This window comes from Pseudomonas sediminis (genome assembly GCF_002741105.1).
Taxonomy (GTDB): domain Bacteria; phylum Pseudomonadota; class Gammaproteobacteria; order Pseudomonadales; family Pseudomonadaceae; genus Aquipseudomonas; species Aquipseudomonas sediminis.
The window spans coordinates 121,646-138,342 of sequence record NZ_NIQU01000005.1; the positions used below are offsets into that span (position 1 = coordinate 121,646).

Sequence of the window (16,697 nt, forward strand, 5' to 3'; positions counted from 1 at the left end):
CCGTTCGCTGGAGAGACTGATGACCACTGCATGGCGTTCAACCACCTGGCTGTTGCTCGGTGCATCGCTGATCCTCGCGCTGTCGCTAGGCACGCGCCATGGCTTCGGCCTGTTCCTGCCGCCGATGAGTGCGGAGTTTGGCTGGGGGCGTGAGGTGTTCGCCTTCGCCATCGCCTTGCAGAACCTGATCTGGGGTATCGCTCAGCCGATCACTGGTGCGCTGGCCGACCGCTTCGGGGCGCGCAAGGCCATCGTCGTTGGCGGTGTGCTGTACATGCTCGGCCTGATGCTGATGGGCATGGCCGATTCGCCGCTATCGCTGTCGCTGAGTGCCGGTTTGCTGATTGGCATCGGCCTGTCCGGTACCTCGTTCTCGGTGATCCTGGGTGTGGTCGGGCGCGCGGTACCGCCGGAGAAACGCAGCATGGCCATGGGCGTCGCTGCGGCGGCAGGCTCGTTTGGGCAGTTCGCCATGTTGCCGGGCACGCTCGGGCTGATCGGCTGGCTCGGTTGGTCGGCAGCATTACTGGCCCTGGGGCTGCTGGTGGCGTTGATGATTCCATTGGCAGTTATGATCAAGGAGACACCTCCACCAGCGAGCAATGGTCCACAGCAGACGCTGATCGAAGCGCTGCGCGAGGCCACCAGCCACTCCGGTTTCTGGCTGCTGGCGCTGGGTTTCTTCGTCTGTGGTTTCCAGGTGGTGTTCGTCGCCGTGCACCTGCCAGCCTACCTCGTCGATCACCATCTGCCGGCGCTGACTGGTACCACGGTGCTGGCGCTGGTCGGCCTGTTCAATATCTTCGGCACCTACATCGCCGGCTGGCTCGGCGGACGCATGTCCAAGCCGCGTCTGCTCAGTGCGCTGTATCTGCTGCGTGGGGTGGTGATCACGCTGTTCCTGCTGGCGCCGCTGACGCAATGGAGTGCCTATCTGTTCGGTATCGCCATGGGCCTGCTGTGGCTGTCCACCGTGCCGCTGACCAACGGTACCGTGGCGACCCTGTTCGGCGTGCGTAACCTGTCGATGCTCGGCGGTATCGTGTTCCTGTTCCACCAGCTCGGCTCCTTCCTCGGTGGCTGGCTGGGTGGGTATCTCTACGACACCACTGGCAGCTACGACCTGGTCTGGCAAATTTCTATCGGCCTCAGCCTGATGGCCGCCGCGCTCAACTGGCCGGTGCGTGAGGTGCCGGTGGCGCGTCTGCAGGGCGCGCCGGCATGAGCCGTAAGGTGCTGACGCTCAGTGCCGTGGCGCTGGGCTTCGGTACGCTGCTGGCGTTGGCCTGGTGGGGCTGGCGCCAGGGTGGGCTGGCTTTGCTGCAGCTGGGTGTCGGTATCTGCTAGTTGCTTGCGGCTGGGCCTGCGAGTAGCGTGGTGCAATCGCGTCATCGCTTGAGGTCACTGCCATGTCTCTTCGTCGTCTTGCCTGTTCCCTGTTGCTGTCCAGCCTGGCGTTGCCAGCGCTGGCCGCCGAATGCCCGGCCATGCTGCAGGGCGAACTGCCCAAGCTGCGAGCCAAAGGTGAAAACATCGAGCTCTGTCAGTTCTCGGGCAAGCCGCTGGTGGTGGTCAACACTGCCAGCTTCTGCGGCTACACCCCGCAATTCAAAGGGCTTGAAGCGCTATACCAGCGTTACAAGGATCAGGGCCTGGAAGTGCTCGGCGTGCCATCTGACGACTTCCGCCAAGAATCCGCCGACAGCAAGGAAACGGCCACTGTCTGCTACGTCAACTACGGCGTGACCTTCGCCATGACCGAACCGCAGCCGGTTTCCGGTGCCAACGCCATCCCATTGTTCAAGGGGCTGGCCGAGCAGAGCCGGCAGCCGCGCTGGAATTTCTTCAAGTACGTGGTCGACCGTCAGGGCAAGGTGGTGGCCAGCTTCTCCAGCCTGACCAAGCCGGATGATCCCGAGTTGATCGCCGCCGTCGAAAAGGCGATCGCTTCGCAACCCTGAGAACCTATTCAAAGTCTGCTGCGCGTCGGCCCTGCTGCGTTAAAAACAGGTTCGGAATGCTCATGTGCTACAGCACACTCCGCTTCCTCTCCTGCTTTTGCCTTGCATGACTCTAGCTCGCGAGACTTTGAACAGGTTCTGGGTCTTTTTGTTTCGCGGCCCTTCACCCATCTGGGCGATGGGCCGCATCCGGCTGCCTGCCTAGACTGGCCAGGCGCCGGACGCAGTTCACCCGGCGTGCCCTACAAGAACAATAAGGAGGCACCCATGCGTCGCGTCTATACCGCTGCTCTGGCAACACTCGCTCTACTTGGCGCCGTCGAGGCCCAGGCCAATTACACCAAGACCAAGTACCCGATCGTGCTGGTGCACGGCGTGACCGGTTTCAACACTATCGGCGGTCTGGTCAACTACTTCCACACCATTCCCTGGAACCTTGAACGCGACGGCGCCCGGGTGCACGTCGCCAGCGTCGCCGCCTTCAACGACAGCGAGCAGCGTGGCGCCGAACTGGCCCGGCAGATCGTGCCCTGGGCCGCTGCCGGTGGCGGCAAGGTCAACCTGATCGGTCACAGCCAGGGTTCGCCGACCTCGCGCGTGGCCGCTTCGCTACGCCCGGATCTGGTCGCCTCGGTGACCTCGATCAACGGTGTCAACAAGGGCTCCAAGGTCGCTGACGTAGTGCGTGGCGTGCTGCCACCGGGCAGCGGGATCGAAGGTGGTGCCAACGCCATCGCTAATGCCCTCGGTGCGGTGATCAACCTGCTGTCCGGGTCGAGCAACCCGCAGAGCGGTATCAACGCGCTGGGCACCCTGACCACCGCAGGTACCAGTTCGTTGAACAGCCGTCACCCGTGGGGCGTCAACACCAGCAGCTACTGCGCCAAGTCCACCGAAGTGCACAACGTGCGTGGGCACAGCATCCGCTACTACTCCTGGACGGGTAATGCCGCCTATACCAACGTGCTCGATGCGGCCGATCCGTTCCTGGCCTTCACCGGCCTGGTGTTCGGCAGCGAGAAGAACGACGGTTTGGTAGGTGTGTGTTCCACCTACCTGGGGCAGGTGATCGACGACAGCTACAACATGAATCACGTCGATGCGATCAACCATCTGTTCGGCATCCGTGGCTGGACCGAGCCGGTGTCGCTGTATCGCCAGCATGCCAACCGCCTGAAGAACAAGGGCGTCTGATCCCGGTGAACGCGGCGGGGTGACCCGCCGCAGCGAGGTTGCATGTCCAAGTTCTTCAGTCTTTCCCTGGTCGCCGTGGTGGTGGCGGGTGGTCTTACCCTGTATTGGCGCTGGCCGGCAGCGGTACCCGAGGCGTTGCCAACTGCCGCTGTCGCCGTGCCGTCACGGCAAACGTCGACTGAACCGCTGTCTGTCCCTATCGCCAAGGCATCTGTCGAGGCACAGCCGTCAGTGGCCGCGACCTTGCCCAGCCTGGCCGATACCGAGGTGGACGGCCGACTGCGCACCGATGCGGCCGGTAATCTGGTGCTGGACCTGGCGGTGCGCGACTACTTCGATTATTTCCTCAGCGCCGTCGATCATTCCGGGCTCGATGCGGTGATCGAGGCGCTGCTGGCCGATGCCGGGCGGCGTCTGCCGGAACCCGCACTTGGGCAGATGGTCAGCCTGCTTGGTGACTACCTGGACTACAAGCGCGCCAGTATGGCGCTGATGCAGCAGCCGCTGGATGCTAGGCAACAGATCGAACCGCAGGCGCAGTTGCAGGCCCTGCAATCAGCTTTCGCGCGTCTGGACGAGCTGCGCCGGGCACATTTTTCTGCCGCTGCGCAGGAAGCACTGTTTGGCGCCGAACAGGCCTATGCCCGTTACACCCTCGATAGTCTGGCGTTGCAGCAGCGTGATGACCTCGGTGAGGCACAGCGTACGCAGATGCTCGAACAGTTGCGTGCGCGTCTGCCCAATGCGCTGCGAGAAAGCGAACAGCGCCAGCAGCTCGCGCTGGAGCAATTGCAGCGCAGTGAGCAGTTGTGGCGTGATGGTGCGGATGAGCAGCAGGTGCGCGATTTCCTGGCGATGACCTATGATCCGCAGACCGTGCAGAGCCTGCTGGATGAACAGCGCCGCGAGCGCGATTGGCAGCAGCACTATCAGGCCTATCGCAATGAGTTGGCCAGCCTGCAAGGGCGGGGGCTGAGCGAGGCAGATAACGAGCAACTGCAGCGTCAGCTACGCGAGCGCCTGTTCAACAGTGAAGACCGACACCGTGTGGAAACCTATGACGCCATCGCCGCGAAGCAACCGGAGCTGCTCGACCCCTGACGGTTGCCGCCCATGAGTGAGCGCCTGCTGCTGGCCCAGCAGCGCCGAGGCTATCGCTCGCTGCGTTTCGCTACCGAGCTGGAGGCGGGTTTTGCCGAGCATCGGGTGCAGCGCATTCGTCGGCGCCTGCCGCTGATCGCCCCCATCGCAGCGTTGTTTCAGTTGATTTATGCGCTGCTGGATTTTCTGCTCATGCCGCTGCCGGTCAGCCTGTCGGTGCTACCGCTGCGTATGCTTGCGCTGGCGGTGTTGGCGCTGTCCTTTTTCTACTGCCGCCGGGTCGAGGCACCGCCTGCCAGGGTGCCATTGGTCTATGCCGCGGCCTACTGGGTCAACGGCGTCAGTGTCGCGTTGATCGTACACCTCTGCTGGCAGCAGGGCGTGGCGATGCCCTACGACGGCCTATTCCTTATCCTGTTGTTCGGTTACGCCCTGCTCGGGCTGTCGTTTCGTGCGATCAGCCTGTGTAGCTGGAGCTTCTGCCTGCTGTTCATTGGCGTCGGCGTGCTGTTCGGTGAAACCGGTGGCGCGCTGGCTTATCAGGGCCTGTTTCTGTTCTGCGCCAACCTGATCGGCAGCGTCGGCGCCTATATGCAGGAGCATGGTCAGCGTGGTGCCTGGTTGAACCTGCGCCTGCTCGATCTGGCGCGCCAGCGCGCCGAAGCCGATGACGCGCGCAAGCTGCGCCTGCTCGCAGCGGCCAGTCACGATCTGCGCCAGCCGCTCAACGCAATGGGGTTGTACGCCGAACATCTGGTGGAACAGGGCGGTGACCTGCAGACCCGGCGCATCAGCTCGCGCCTGGCCGCGTCGGTGGAGCAGTTGGGACGCCTGCTGCAATCGCTGCTCGACTACACCCGTCTGACCTTGCCCGGTGGTGTGCAGGCCAGCTCGCATGCGTTTGCCCTGCGCCCCTTGCTCGAGCGGCTGATTGCCGAAGTGGCGCCAGAGGCGCAGCAACAAGAGTTGCAGCTTGAGCTGCACTGCGACGAGTGCGGGGTATACAGCGACCCGCTGCTGTTGGAGCGCCTGCTGCGCAACCTGCTGAACAATGCCCTGCTGCACGCACAGGCGCAGCACCTGAGGTTGAGCGCAGCGCCTGATGGCGACGAGATCGTGTTGGAGGTGGCCGATGATGGTCGCGGCCTCAGTGAGGCGGAGCAGGCCTTGGTGTTCGAGGAGTTTCGTCAACTGGACAATCCCGGGCGCAATGTCGAGCGCGGACTCGGTCTTGGTCTGGCCATCGTGCGGCAGCTGGCCGAGGTGCTGGAGCACCCCTTGCACCTGCATTCACAGCCGGGCGCGGGCGCACGCTTCGTCCTGCGTTTGCCGCTGGCCGAGGTACCTGTGGCAGCGCCGCGCGCCGATACTGGATTGACCTTGCAGGGGCGCGTGCTGCTACTCGAAGACGACCCAGCCGGGCGTGAAGCGCTGGCTGGCTTGCTGCGTCGCTGGGGCTGCGAGGTGCAGGCTTGCGCTGACCTAGCCAGTGCGCTGCAGGTATTGCGGGTCGATACACCGCAGTTGCTGATCAGTGACTACCGGCTGGCCGAGCAGGAGGACGGTCTGCAGGCCATCGAGCGCATGCGCGAGGCGGCCGGGCTGATGCTCCCGGCTCTACTGATCAGTGCTGACCTGAGCCCGGAGCTGCACGAGCGCTGCCTGCCCGCTCACGTCATCCCCTTGGGCAAACCGCTGTTGCCGGCGCGTTTGCGTCAAGTGCTGGCCACTCAGTTGCGAGCGCGCCAGGCCGTCAGTTGATCACAGCCAGCCACGCTGGCGGGCGGCACTGACACAGGCGGTGCGGGTATGCACGGCGAAGGTTTCGAACAGGGCCTTGAGGTGGGTCTTGACCGTGTCTTCGGCCAGGCCCAGCTGGCGGCTGATGGCTTTGTTCGGCAGACCCTCGGCCAGTAGCTGGAGAATCTCTAGCTGCCTCGGTGTCAGCGGTGAGGCGCTGCTCGGCGCCGGCAGGGTTTCACCCAGCAGGACGCGAGTCACCGCCTGACGCAGGGCATGGCCATCGGAGCTCTTGGGGATGAAACCGAGCGCGCCAGCCGCCAGGCTCGCCTGGGCATCCAGCGCCGAGTCACTGGCGCTGAGAATGGCCACCGGAGTGCTTTCGCCGCGCGCCAGCCAGCGCTGCAACAGCTCCAGGCCAGGCACGTCAGGCAGGCGCAGGTCGAGCAGGATCAGGTCATAGCTGTGTTGGCGCAGGCACTGCTCGGCTTCCGTGGCATTGTGCGCGGTGTGGATCTGCAGGTTCGCACTGAGCGGCGACAGGGCCAGGGACAGGCCATCGAGAAAAATGCGGTGATCGTCGACCAACAGCAGACGGAGATTGTCGGGCAGGGTAGTGCAGAGGGCAGTCATGATGTTCTCACGCGGCTTTTATTGTTGTTCTGCCGCGTGAGTTTAGCCAATGCAGTGGCCCGATTAGAAGCGGTAGCTGAGCGAGGCGCCAAGACCGTGTGCACTGTTCTTGTAACGTGCACTGTAGGTGCCTCGAGTGGCGCTGGCGTGGTTCACGTCCACCGACTCTTCCTGCAGGTAGGAATAGGCCACATCGATGGTCATGTCCTGATTCGGGCTCCAGCCGGCACCGACGCTGAAGATGGTGCGGTCACCGGACGGCACGCGTGGCGAGCGGTCGACGTTGTTGATCGGTGACTGGTCGATGGCGACACCGGTGCGCAGCGTCCATTGCGGGTTGACCTTGTACGACAGGCCGACCGCATGAGCCCAGGTGTCGTGCCAGTTCTGCTCCTCAACGATGGTGGCGAGGTTGGCCGGCAAGGTGGCGGAGTCGTTCTCCACGCGGATTTCCTTGAAGCGGCTCCAGCGCGTCCAGGTGCTGCCGACATGCAGTGTCAGCGCATCGGTCAGGTCGTGGGTAATGGACATGTCCACCGATTCGGGCGTGGTCAGGTCCAGGTTGGCGTCGTACTTGCCGGCGATGCCGGCCAGAGCGCCACTACCGGAAACGCGAGTATCACCTTCCAGCTCGTACTTCACCCGCGAATGATAGACCAAGCCGGCACGGGTCTGCGGGGTGAACTCGTAGAGCACGCCAACATTGAAGCCGACGGCGGTGTCGTCGCCCTTGACCCGCACCTTGCCATCGTTGTTGCCAGGGCTCAGCGGGTTGAGCACGGAGGAGCTGAGTTCGCCCTCGATATGGTTGAAGGTCGGGCCGAAGCCGACTGACAGCTTGTCGTTGAAGCGATAGCTCAGGGTCGGCTGGATCGTGATCACTCGTACATAGCTCTTGTCCGCGTGATACCGGCCTTGGAAATTACTCTCGTAGTCGGTCATCAGGCCGAAGGGCACGTAGATACCCAGACCGAAGGCGACCTTGTCGTCCAGCGGCTTGACGTAATAGCCCATGGGCACGCCGGTGGTCGGCACCATATCGCCGTCGTTACTGCCGGACAGCGTGAGCGGGCCCGCATTGGCGCTGGCGTGGCTAATATCGCTCTTGGCGTGAATCACCGCAGCACCAACGTAGACTTCGTCGCGCTTGAGGCGGGCCATGCCGGCCGGGTTGCCGAACACGGTGCTGGCATCGTCGGCCGACGATGAGCGTCCGGCGAAGGAGGTACCCATACCGGAAATGCTTTGTTCGTTGAGGGCGAAGCCGCTGGCGAAACCATGGCTCGAGGTGGCAGTGATGGCGACGGCAAGACCGGTCTTGAGAAGACGTTTGCTCACGGGGAAGCTCCTGTGGTGAGGCGAGGGGCGCACGCTACAGTTTTTCCTGACCCCTGCCAAGGCGCTGAAGTTCCCGAAATAGAGCGTATTGTCGGACAATTGGTTGGATACTGAATGGATTTTCTAAATTGTATTTTCTGACTGCCTGGTCAGGCCGCCTGGCTTGCGGGCTCAATGCAGCGTTGCCAGGTATCGAGAAAGTCATGTTGGCTCGCCTGCGGCTGAAAAACCTTGCGCCAAATTCGGCCCATGGCCAGCACGTCATCAGCGGCCGGCAGCTCGAGTTTTTCGCTTTCGATCATCAGCCAAGCAATGGCAGTGGCGTAACGCAGATTGACCGTCAGCTCCATGTGCGGCATTTCCAAGAATGCGTGCTGGCTGGCGAGGCCACGTACACGGCTGGCAAGATCTGGGTCGAAGGCCAGATGCTGGTCCCAGAGTATCTGGTGACGCTGTTCGCTGATGCGATACAAACCGTGGCCTTGCGGGGTGTCCAGCGCACTGCCCAGAGCTGACTGACAAGCCGCAGCCCCCAGCAGCAGCGCCTCGGCGGTGGCGCTATGGCGTTCGAGATAGAGCAGGGTAGGGCGGATCACATGCCGGCTGAGATCGCAGGCGGCAATTCCCATGGCATCCTCGCAAGGGTGCCGATAGGGCCGGGCGCGTGGCAGCTGTTTGCAGACCGATGAAAAACTATCTCGGCTTTGGCTTCCTGCGTCGCTCTACCTCCTGCATCCATGCAGTCGTGCGTTGGCAATCTTGCGTTAAAAACAGCCTCGTGTGCGAGCCCAGTCGAAATGCTCATTCACGCTTGTAAAATCGAGCGCGATTCCGACCGTTTCTCGGCTGTTTTTGCCTTGTCTTGCCTGCCTCGCTGACGTTTTTCAACGGTCTGGGCTTTTCGTTAAAGGCCCCACCGGGAGCGGGGTTAGCCGCTCATTCTCAAGTCTAGTGTGATATTTCAGCTATAAAGGGCTGTTTTTAAATTGATTCCGGATTTGAGTTATTGGGCATATTTCGATTGGTGCTTAAAACCCTCGATCAATCACCCGTGGCTACCGGGCGCGTCGGATCGGTGATCCACTCGCTCCAGGAGCCTGCGTAGAGCGGCGCCAATGGATAACCGGCGAGGCTCATGGCGAACAGGTTGTGACAGGCTGTGACCCCGGAGCCGCAGTAAGCCACCAGATTTTCCATCGGGCGTTCGCCGCGCAGCTCGTCGAAACGCTCGCGCAATACCGCTGCCGGAAGGAAGCGACCATCCTTACCCAAGTTGTCGGTGAATACGGCGCATTGTGCGCCGGGAATATGCCCGGCGACCGGGTCGAGCGGCTCGACCTCGCCGCGAAAGCGCGGCAGTGCCCGCGCGTCGAGCAGGGTCAGCTCCGGGTTGCCCAAGTGCTGGGCCAGGTGATCGGCAGTCAGCAGCAGGCTGCTGTCGGGTTGCGCGGAGAAATCGCCCGGGGTGTTGTTAGGTGGCGTGGTGGTCAGTTCCTGTCCTGCTTCACGCCAGGCTTTCAGGCCCCCATCGAGCAGGTACAAACCATCACGCTTGCCCAGCCACAGCAGCAACCACCAGGCGCGTGCGGCGAAGGCACCGGGACCGTCGTCATACAGCACGACCTGGCTATTCGCCCGCAGAGCGCAGCTGCGCAGGCGTTCGACCAGATAACTCGGGTCGGGGAGCGGGTGGCGACCGGTTACGCCCTTGACCACTGGGGCAGACAGGTCCTGCTCCAGGTCGAGAAAGTGCGCGCCCGGGATATGCCCATCGACGTAGCTGCGGCGCCCATAGGCTGGGTCTTCGAGGGCGAAGCGGCAGTCCAGTACCAGCAGGTCGTTTTGGCCTAGACGCTGTTGAAGGTGTTCCGCACTGATCAGTTGAGCGAGTGGCATGCAGCCTCCTGTTTCGTAGCAGGGTTTGCGGCATCATACCGCCTGGCCCTCTATTGGGCCTCTGCGAAGAAAAGCCTTCTCACACTCATTTGGGAAAGCTGTAACGCCAGCGCTGAGGCCGATTCAATCATGGGTGATCGATGTTCGTGCGCTGAATGCAATTATTTGGTGCGTTATTGGGTGGGGATGATTACGCGATAGAGGCTTTACAATCTTTATTTGCAGTGTGCGCACTAAAAAGTTTCATAAAGGCGACATTTTGATCTGTTTTGGTGCTTTGCTGCCTGCTAGAGTGCCGGCCACTTTGTCTTTGTGGTGTCGAGGTGCCGCATGTCGTTGTCCGTCGATTCTTTCCTGGCGCGCCTGAAGCAGCGCGACCCCGATCAGCCGGAATTCCACCAGGCGGTGGAAGAGGTGGTGCGCAGCCTGTGGCCCTTCCTCGAGGCCAACCCGCGCTACCGCGATGCCGGCATTCTCGAGCGCATGGTCGAGCCGGAACGGGCCATTCTGTTTCGCGTGCCCTGGGTCGATGATCGTGGCCAGGTACAGGTCAATCGCGGTTACCGCATCCAGATGAGCAGCGCCATCGGCCCCTACAAGGGCGGCTTGCGTTTCCACCCCTCGGTGAACCTCGGTGTACTCAAGTTTCTCGCCTTCGAGCAGGTATTCAAGAACTCCCTGACCTCGCTGCCCATGGGCGGTGGCAAGGGTGGTTCGGACTTCGACCCCAAGGGCAAGAGCGAAGGCGAGGTGATGCGTTTCTGCCAGTCGTTCATGACCGAACTGTACCGTCACATCGGCGCCGATCTGGACGTACCGGCCGGTGACATCGGCGTCGGCGGTCGCGAGATTGGTTACCTGTTCGGTCAGTACAAGCGTCTGTCCAACCAGTTCACCTCGGTACTGACTGGCAAGGGTCTGAGTTATGGCGGCAGCCTGATCCGCCCGGAGGCCACCGGTTACGGCTGCGTCTACTTCGCCCAGGAGATGCTCAAGCGCATCGGCCGGGGTTTCGAGGGCCAGCGCGTGGCCGTTTCCGGCTCCGGCAACGTCGCCCAGTACGCGGCGCAGAAGATCATGGAGCTGGGCGGACGGGTGATCTCGCTGTCCGACTCCGAAGGCACGCTGCATGCCGAGGGCGGCCTCAACGACGAACAGTGGCAGTACCTGATGGAGCTGAAGAACGTGCGTCGTGGTCGTCTGCGCGAGATGGCCGAGCACTATGGTCTGCAGTTTCTCGCCGGGCAGCGTCCGTGGGGGCTGGCCTGCGATATCGCCTTGCCTTGCGCGACGCAGAACGAACTGGACGCTGAGGATGCTCGCACGCTGCTGAAGAACGGCTGCATCTGCGTGGCTGAAGGCGCCAACATGCCTTCCACCCTGGAAGCGGTGGACCTGTTCGTCGAGGCCGGTATCTGCTACGCACCGGGCAAGGCGTCCAACGCCGGTGGCGTGGCCACCAGCGGCCTGGAAATGAGCCAGAACGCCATGCGCCTGCACTGGAGCGCCGGCGAGGTGGACGAGCGTCTGCACGGCATCATGCAGAACATTCACCATGCCTGCGTGCATCACGGTGAAGAGAATGGCCGCATCAACTACGTCAAGGGCGCCAACATCGCTGGCTTCGTCAAGGTCGCCGATGCGATGCTGGCGCAAGGCGTGGTCTGAGCCCATCGCAGTAGACTCGAGGCTCCGCGTGAGAACGCGGAGCCTCGTCGTTTCTGGCGGGGCTGTGTTGCCCGGCCGATTCAGGCATGCTGCCTGCCCTCTCGCTCGCAACACAGGTCCTCGCCTTCTATGAAACGCTTCGTTCTGCTCGATACCGCTCCTATCCCGGGTACGGATGGCGCGCTCAACCTGTTCGAATACGGCGAAGATTTCGTGATCAAGATTGCCGGCGGCGATGGCGGGCAACTGATGAATACGCGCATGCACGGTTCGGAAGACGCCCTGGCCGCGATTCCCTGCAAGCAGATCGCCGGTCGTCCACAGGCGCGGGTGCTGATCGGTGGTCTGGGCATGGGCTTCACCCTGGCCTCGGCACTCCAACACCTGGGCGCGGATGCCGAGGTGGCGGTGGCCGAGTTGGTGCCAGGGGTGGTCGAGTGGAATCGTGGCCCGTTGGGGGCGAAGTCCGGTTATCCGTTGAATGACCCGCGTGCAGTGATCATTCAGGAGGACGTCGCCAAGGTGCTGCAGGCCGCCGAGCAGTGCTACGACGCGATCATGCTGGACGTCGACAACGGCCCGGAGGGTCTGACTCAGAAGGGCAATGACTGGCTGTACAGCATGGACGGCCTGCGTCAGTGCGCCAGGGCACTGAGGCCCAAGGGCATGCTGGCGGTGTGGTCATCCAGCGCCGACCGGGCGTTCTTGGAGAAGGTGCGTAAGGCCGGCTTCAAGGGCGAAGCGGTGCAGGTATATGCCCACGGCAATCGGGGCACGCGGCACACCATCTGGATTGCTCAGAAGGTCTGAGCCTGCAGCCTTTCGATTTGCCTTGCAGTAGGTCGGGCCGGGCGGCGATCCGCTTCAGCCCACCAACTTGGCGCACCACCGCGAATGATCACTCCGCCTTTTTGCTGTCATTCGCTGGTGGAGTCTCGCCCTTAGTGAATCTGCAGTTTGCCGATGCGATCGTTGTCCAGACTGCCGAAGTACAGGTAGTCGCCTACCGGCTTCACCGAGGTGACCATGCGTAGGTGTGTGCCACTGGTGTCATGCAGGCTGCGGACGATCTCGCCGTTCTCGTTGAGGGCGATGGCGAAGCCGTAAGGGATCGCTTTCGGCCACAGCGCGCGCGGCAGTTTGGCTAGTTGCGCCTTGAGCCAGGGGTGGCGATGAAGGAAGTCGGCATCGGCCTTGCGCGGGGTCGGCAGGGCCACCCAGAAGGTGCCGTTGCGGTCGCCCTGCAGGTTGTCCGGCAGGCCCGGCAGGTTGTCGATGAAGATGTCGTGCTGGCCGGCCTTGTCGCCCTTGAGCCAGTAGCGGGTGATGCGATAGCGATAGGTTTCGTTGACCAGCACGAAGTCCTCGTTCGCCGACAGCGCCACGCCGTTGGCGAAGTACAGGTCTTTCAGCAGTACACGGGTCTCGCCGCTGGCCGGGTTGTAGCTGAGCAGGCGGCCGTGAGGGCGTGCCTCGAGCAGATCGAGCAGGTAGTCCGGCTGTTCGAAGCGCGAGGAGGCGTCGCTGAAGTAGATGGTGCCGTCGCTGGCGATGTCCAGGTCATCGGTGAAGGCGAAACGCAGACCTTCAGCCTCGGTGGTCAGCACCTTGATCGCGCCCTGCGGGTCGATGCTCAGCAGGCCCTTGTAGGCATCGGCGACGATCAGATTGCCGCTGGCATCGAAGTTCATGCCCAGCGGGCGGCCGCCGGTGTCGGCGAAGGTTTCCAGGCTGTCGTCTTCCAGCACGCGAACGATGCGGCCATCATGCAGGCCGGCGTACACCCGGCCCTGGCTGTCGACGGCGGTGTCTTCCGGGCCATGCACCTGGCCGCGCGCCAGCAGCTCGGCTTTCATCAGGGTGTCGTTGGGCTCCAGTGTTCCAGTCATCGCCGGGGCGGGCGCGGCATCCCAGGGCAGCGGATCGATCGGGCTGGGCGTCAGGGCCAGGTAACTGGCCGCTGCGGCCAGCAGCATGACGACCAGGGCAAGCAGTTTCTTCAGCATTGTTGTTCTTCCGTTTCGGAGGTGGTGCGCGGCACAGATTACACAGTTCCCGTCATCGGCGGCAGGCTGCTGCCCCGTGCGCTGGCCTGGGCATATATACTGCGCGGCATTCTAGACGGGAGAGCCGCGTGGCTAACGACATTCACTGGATTCTCGACGACGCCAGCCTGGCCGAGCATTGCGCCGCCTGGCAGGCGCAGCCCTTCGTCGCGTTGGACACCGAGTTCATGCGCGTCGACACCTTCTATCCCATCGCCGGTTTGCTGCAGGTCAGCGCTGGCGACGGCGCCTACCTGATCGACCCCTTGCGCATCAGCGACTGGCGGCCGTTCGCCGCGCTGCTTGAGTCGCCTACAGTGGTCAAGGTGCTGCATTCATGCAGTGAAGACCTGGAGGTCTTTCTACGCCTGACCGGCAGCCTGCCGACGCCGCTGTTCGACACGCAACTGGCCGCCGGTTATCTGAATCTCGGTTTCTCCATGGGCTACTCGCGCCTGGTGCAGGCCTTGCTGGATATCGAGCTGCCCAAGGGCGAGACCCGCTCCGATTGGCTGCAGCGGCCGCTGTCTGAGCTGCAGGTGCGCTACGCCGCCGAGGACGTGCTGCATCTCGTTGAGGTGTACCGCGCCCTGATGGCCCGCCTGGCGCCGCAGAAGGTCGAGTGGATTCTGGAGGACGGTGCCGAACTGGTCGCCAATCTTGGTCGTGAGATCGCCCCGGAAGACGCCTGGCGCGAGGCCAAGCTGGCGTGGAAACTGTCGCGTCAACAGCAGGCCGTGCTGCGCGCACTGTGCGCCTGGCGCGAGCGCGAGGCGCGGGCCCGCAACCAGCCGCGTAATCGCGTGCTGCGCGAGCATTCGCTGTGGCCGCTGGCGCGTACCCAGCCGGATAACCTGGTGACGCTGGCGCGCATCGAGGACATGCACCCGAAAACCGTGCGTCAGGACGGAGAGACACTGCTGCAGCTGATTCGTGATGCCGCTGCGCTGCCGCCCGAGCAGTGGCCCGAAGCCTTGCCCGAGCCGCTGCCCATCGAAGCCTCTGCGCTGCTGAAGAAATTGCGTGTCATCGGTCAGCAAGAAGGTGAGCGCCTTGACATCGTCCCTGAGCTGATGCTGCGCAAGAAAACCCTGGAAGCCCTGTTGAAAACCGGCTTCCCCCATGGCCCGTACCAATTGCCCGACTCCCTGCGCGGCTGGCGCCGGGAGCTGATGGGCCAGGCGCTATTGGATTGCCTGGCCGCCGAAGGAGAATCCGCGTGAAACGCATCTGTTCCATCTACAAGAGTTCGCGCAAGAACGAGATGTACCTTTACGTACTCAAGGCCGATGCTCTGGCGCGTGTACCGGAAGGGCTGCTCAGCGTCTTCGGCCCACCCGCGCATGCCTTCGACCTGGTGCTCAGCCCCGAGCGTCAGTTGGCCCGCGAGGACATCGCCCAGGTGCTGGAGAACCTCGAGAAGCAGGGCTATCACCTCCAGATGCCGCCGCCCGAGGAAGAGTACATCGAGCACCTGCCTGACGAACTGCTGCGCCGTAACGACCCGGTGTGACCGATGCGCCTGTTGATCGCCGAAGAGGAGCATGCGTTCTACGCCGAGCGTATCCGTAGCGCCTGCCCCGACCTGCAGTTGGTCGCCAGTGCGCAGCTCGAATCGCTGCGTGAGCATGCCGGCGAGTGCGACCTGTGGCTGGGGCAACCCGACCTGCTCGCACCGCTGTTGCGCGACGGCACGCGGCCGCAGTGGTTGCAATCGACCTGGGCCGGCATCACGCCGCTGTTGGCGGAAGGATTGCCGCGTGATTACCGCCTGACCCGTGCGGTCGGCATCTTCGGACAGGTAATGGCCGAATACGTGCTTGGCCATATGCTGGCCCACGAGCGGCGCCTGTTCGCCCGCCTGGCGGCGCAGGTCGAGCAGCATTGGGATCACAGCCTGCCACGTAGCCTGCGCGGGCGCCGCGTGCTGGTGGTCGGTTGCGGTGATATCGGTCTGGCCGTGGCCGGCTTTCTTCAGCCCTTTGGGGTGGAACTGCGTGGCGTTGCCAGCCAGGCGCGTGAGCAGATGCCGTTTTTCGAGGTCGCGGCCATGGATCGACTGGCGCAGTTGGTCGCCTGGGCCGACTACGTGGTCAACCTGCTGCCGGATACGCCGGCCACGCGCGATCTGTACGATGCCCGGCTGCTCGCCCATTTCCGCCCAGAAGCGGTGCTGATCAATGCCGGGCGCGGCGTTGCCGTGGTCGATGCTGACCTGGTGACCGCACTGGAGCAGAACCAGTTGGCCGCAGCCGTGATCGACGTCTGCCGTGAAGAACCTTTGCCGCCAGGCCATCCGTTTTGGACGACGCCGCGTTTGCTACTCACCGGCCACAGCTCTGCGCCCACCGATCCGGCGTTGATGGGCGAGTTGTTCATCGACAACCTGGCGCGTTGGCAAGCCGGACAGCCGTTACAGGGTGAAGTGGATTTCGCCCGCGGTTATTGAGCATCCAGTTGGTGTGCATGGCGCACCCCATGGGCGGCTGCCCATGGCCCGCCGTTCGGCATGCGCCGCTTGGCCGGGGCGGATGCCCAAGCTAGACTGCCGCGCTTTTTACGCTTGAGTCCATACTGCTGCCATGGCTGCCGACCTCGAACCCTTCTGGAAACGCAAGACACTCGCCCAGCTCGATCCGCGCGAGTGGGAGTTGCTGTGCGACGGTTGCGGCCTGTGCTGCCTGCAGAAGCTCGAGGACGAAGACGACGGTGCTGTCTACTACACGCGCATCGCCTGCAAGCTGTTGGACCTGCAAACCTGCCGTTGCAGCGATTACCCCAATCGGGTCAAGCACGTGCCTGACTGCATTCAGCTCACCCCGGCGCAGGCCGATCAGTTCCGCTGGCTGCCGCCCACCTGTGGCTATCGCCTGGTCAGCGAAGGCAAGGACCTGCCGCACTGGCATCACCTGGTCTGCGGCGACCCGGACGCGGTGCACGCCGAGCGCATTTCCCAATCAGGACGTATGCTCAGTGAGAACAGCGTGGCCGAAGACGACTGGGAAGATCATCTGATTTTTCGCGCAGGTTGATTGCCACGCGGCTTCGTGGCAATTCTGTTTGCCGTCCATGGAATTTGCCCTGTGGCGCAGCTGTCATATGCCGCCACGTTCAGCATCAG

At 63.1% G+C, this 16,697-nt stretch carries 17 protein-coding genes; 12 read left to right on the top strand and 5 right to left on the bottom strand.

The features are described 5' to 3' along the window. Positions 1-19 precede the first annotated feature (19 nt). The 6 genes from CDO35_RS13810 to CDO35_RS13830 all read left to right on the top strand — a co-directional run bounded on the left by CDO35_RS13810 (position 20) and on the right by CDO35_RS13830 (position 6,017). On the top strand, positions 20-1,225 hold the full coding sequence (locus CDO35_RS13810) for an MFS transporter (protein ID WP_099525286.1): 1,206 nt from the start codon (positions 20-22) through the stop codon (positions 1,223-1,225). Further along, the gene (locus CDO35_RS23095) at positions 1,222-1,347 is read left to right on the top strand and encodes a hypothetical protein (protein WP_256579287.1); all 126 of its coding nucleotides are present in this window, start codon (positions 1,222-1,224) and stop codon (positions 1,345-1,347) included. The genes CDO35_RS13810 and CDO35_RS23095 overlap by 4 nt, the downstream gene beginning before the upstream one ends. A 62-nt stretch (positions 1,348-1,409) precedes the next feature. After that, positions 1,410-1,961, top strand: coding sequence for a glutathione peroxidase (locus CDO35_RS13815; protein ID WP_099525287.1), 552 nt, complete (start codon positions 1,410-1,412; stop codon positions 1,959-1,961). Between the two features lie 267 nt (positions 1,962-2,228). After that, entirely contained in the window at positions 2,229-3,155 is a 927-nt protein-coding gene (locus CDO35_RS13820) for an esterase/lipase family protein (protein ID WP_099525288.1), read from the top strand. Positions 3,156-3,197: 42 nt separating this feature from the next. Beyond that, a complete protein-coding gene (locus CDO35_RS13825) occupies positions 3,198-4,256 on the top strand; it encodes a lipase secretion chaperone (RefSeq protein WP_099525289.1) in 1,059 nt (352 codons plus the stop codon). 12 nt (positions 4,257-4,268) lie between these two features. Then, positions 4,269-6,017: a hybrid sensor histidine kinase/response regulator gene (locus CDO35_RS13830; protein WP_099525290.1), complete on the top strand. Its 1,749-nt coding sequence runs from the start codon at positions 4,269-4,271 to the stop codon at positions 6,015-6,017. Here the strand turns inward: CDO35_RS13830 and CDO35_RS13835 are convergent, their stop codons facing one another. The 4 genes from CDO35_RS13835 to CDO35_RS13850 form a co-directional block, all read right to left on the bottom strand. After that, complete coding sequence (locus tag CDO35_RS13835) at positions 6,018-6,629, bottom strand: response regulator transcription factor (RefSeq protein ID WP_099525291.1); 612 nt, start codon at positions 6,627-6,629, stop codon at positions 6,018-6,020. It lies immediately after the preceding gene. 63 nt (positions 6,630-6,692) lie between these two features. Beyond that, entirely contained in the window at positions 6,693-7,967 is a 1,275-nt protein-coding gene (locus tag CDO35_RS13840; RefSeq protein WP_099525292.1) for an OmpP1/FadL family transporter, read from the bottom strand. A 149-nt stretch (positions 7,968-8,116) separates the two neighbouring features. Next, positions 8,117-8,596 carry a hypothetical protein gene (locus tag CDO35_RS13845; RefSeq protein ID WP_099525293.1) on the bottom strand — a complete coding sequence of 160 codons (480 nt, stop codon included), beginning with the start codon at positions 8,594-8,596 and terminating at the stop codon, positions 8,117-8,119. A gap of 412 nt (positions 8,597-9,008) precedes the next feature. Continuing rightward, positions 9,009-9,863, bottom strand: coding sequence for a sulfurtransferase (locus CDO35_RS13850; RefSeq protein ID WP_099525294.1), 855 nt, complete (start codon positions 9,861-9,863; stop codon positions 9,009-9,011). A 330-nt stretch (positions 9,864-10,193) separates the two neighbouring features. On the opposite strand from CDO35_RS13850, the gene gdhA reads away from it, so the two are divergent. Further along, on the top strand, positions 10,194-11,531 hold the full coding sequence (gene gdhA, locus CDO35_RS13855) for an NADP-specific glutamate dehydrogenase (RefSeq protein WP_099525295.1): 1,338 nt from the start codon (positions 10,194-10,196) through the stop codon (positions 11,529-11,531). A 129-nt stretch (positions 11,532-11,660) separates the two neighbouring features. Beyond that, the gene (locus tag CDO35_RS13860) at positions 11,661-12,341 is read left to right on the top strand and encodes a spermidine synthase (protein ID WP_099525296.1); all 681 of its coding nucleotides are present in this window, start codon (positions 11,661-11,663) and stop codon (positions 12,339-12,341) included. A gap of 131 nt (positions 12,342-12,472) precedes the next feature. On the opposite strand, the gene CDO35_RS13865 is transcribed toward CDO35_RS13860, so the two are convergent. After that, positions 12,473-13,534: an SMP-30/gluconolactonase/LRE family protein gene (locus CDO35_RS13865; protein ID WP_099525517.1), complete on the bottom strand. Its 1,062-nt coding sequence runs from the start codon at positions 13,532-13,534 to the stop codon at positions 12,473-12,475. Positions 13,535-13,665: 131 nt separating this feature from the next. Between CDO35_RS13865 and rnd the strand changes: the two genes are divergently transcribed. The 4 genes from rnd (at position 13,666) to CDO35_RS13885 (ending at position 16,608) form a co-directional block, all read left to right on the top strand. Beyond that, positions 13,666-14,799: a ribonuclease D gene (rnd, locus tag CDO35_RS13870; protein ID WP_099525297.1), complete on the top strand. Its 1,134-nt coding sequence runs from the start codon at positions 13,666-13,668 to the stop codon at positions 14,797-14,799. After that, positions 14,796-15,089 carry a YcgL domain-containing protein gene (locus CDO35_RS13875; RefSeq protein WP_099525298.1) on the top strand — a complete coding sequence of 98 codons (294 nt, stop codon included), beginning with the start codon at positions 14,796-14,798 and terminating at the stop codon, positions 15,087-15,089. The genes rnd and CDO35_RS13875 overlap by 4 nt, the downstream gene beginning before the upstream one ends. 3 nt (positions 15,090-15,092) lie before the next feature. Continuing rightward, positions 15,093-16,025: a D-2-hydroxyacid dehydrogenase gene (locus tag CDO35_RS13880; protein WP_099525299.1), complete on the top strand. Its 933-nt coding sequence runs from the start codon at positions 15,093-15,095 to the stop codon at positions 16,023-16,025. Between the two features lie 133 nt (positions 16,026-16,158). After that, positions 16,159-16,608 (top strand): YcgN family cysteine cluster protein, encoded by a 450-nt coding sequence (locus CDO35_RS13885; protein ID WP_099525300.1) that lies wholly within the window; start codon positions 16,159-16,161, stop codon positions 16,606-16,608. Positions 16,609-16,697: the final 89 nt, after the last annotated feature.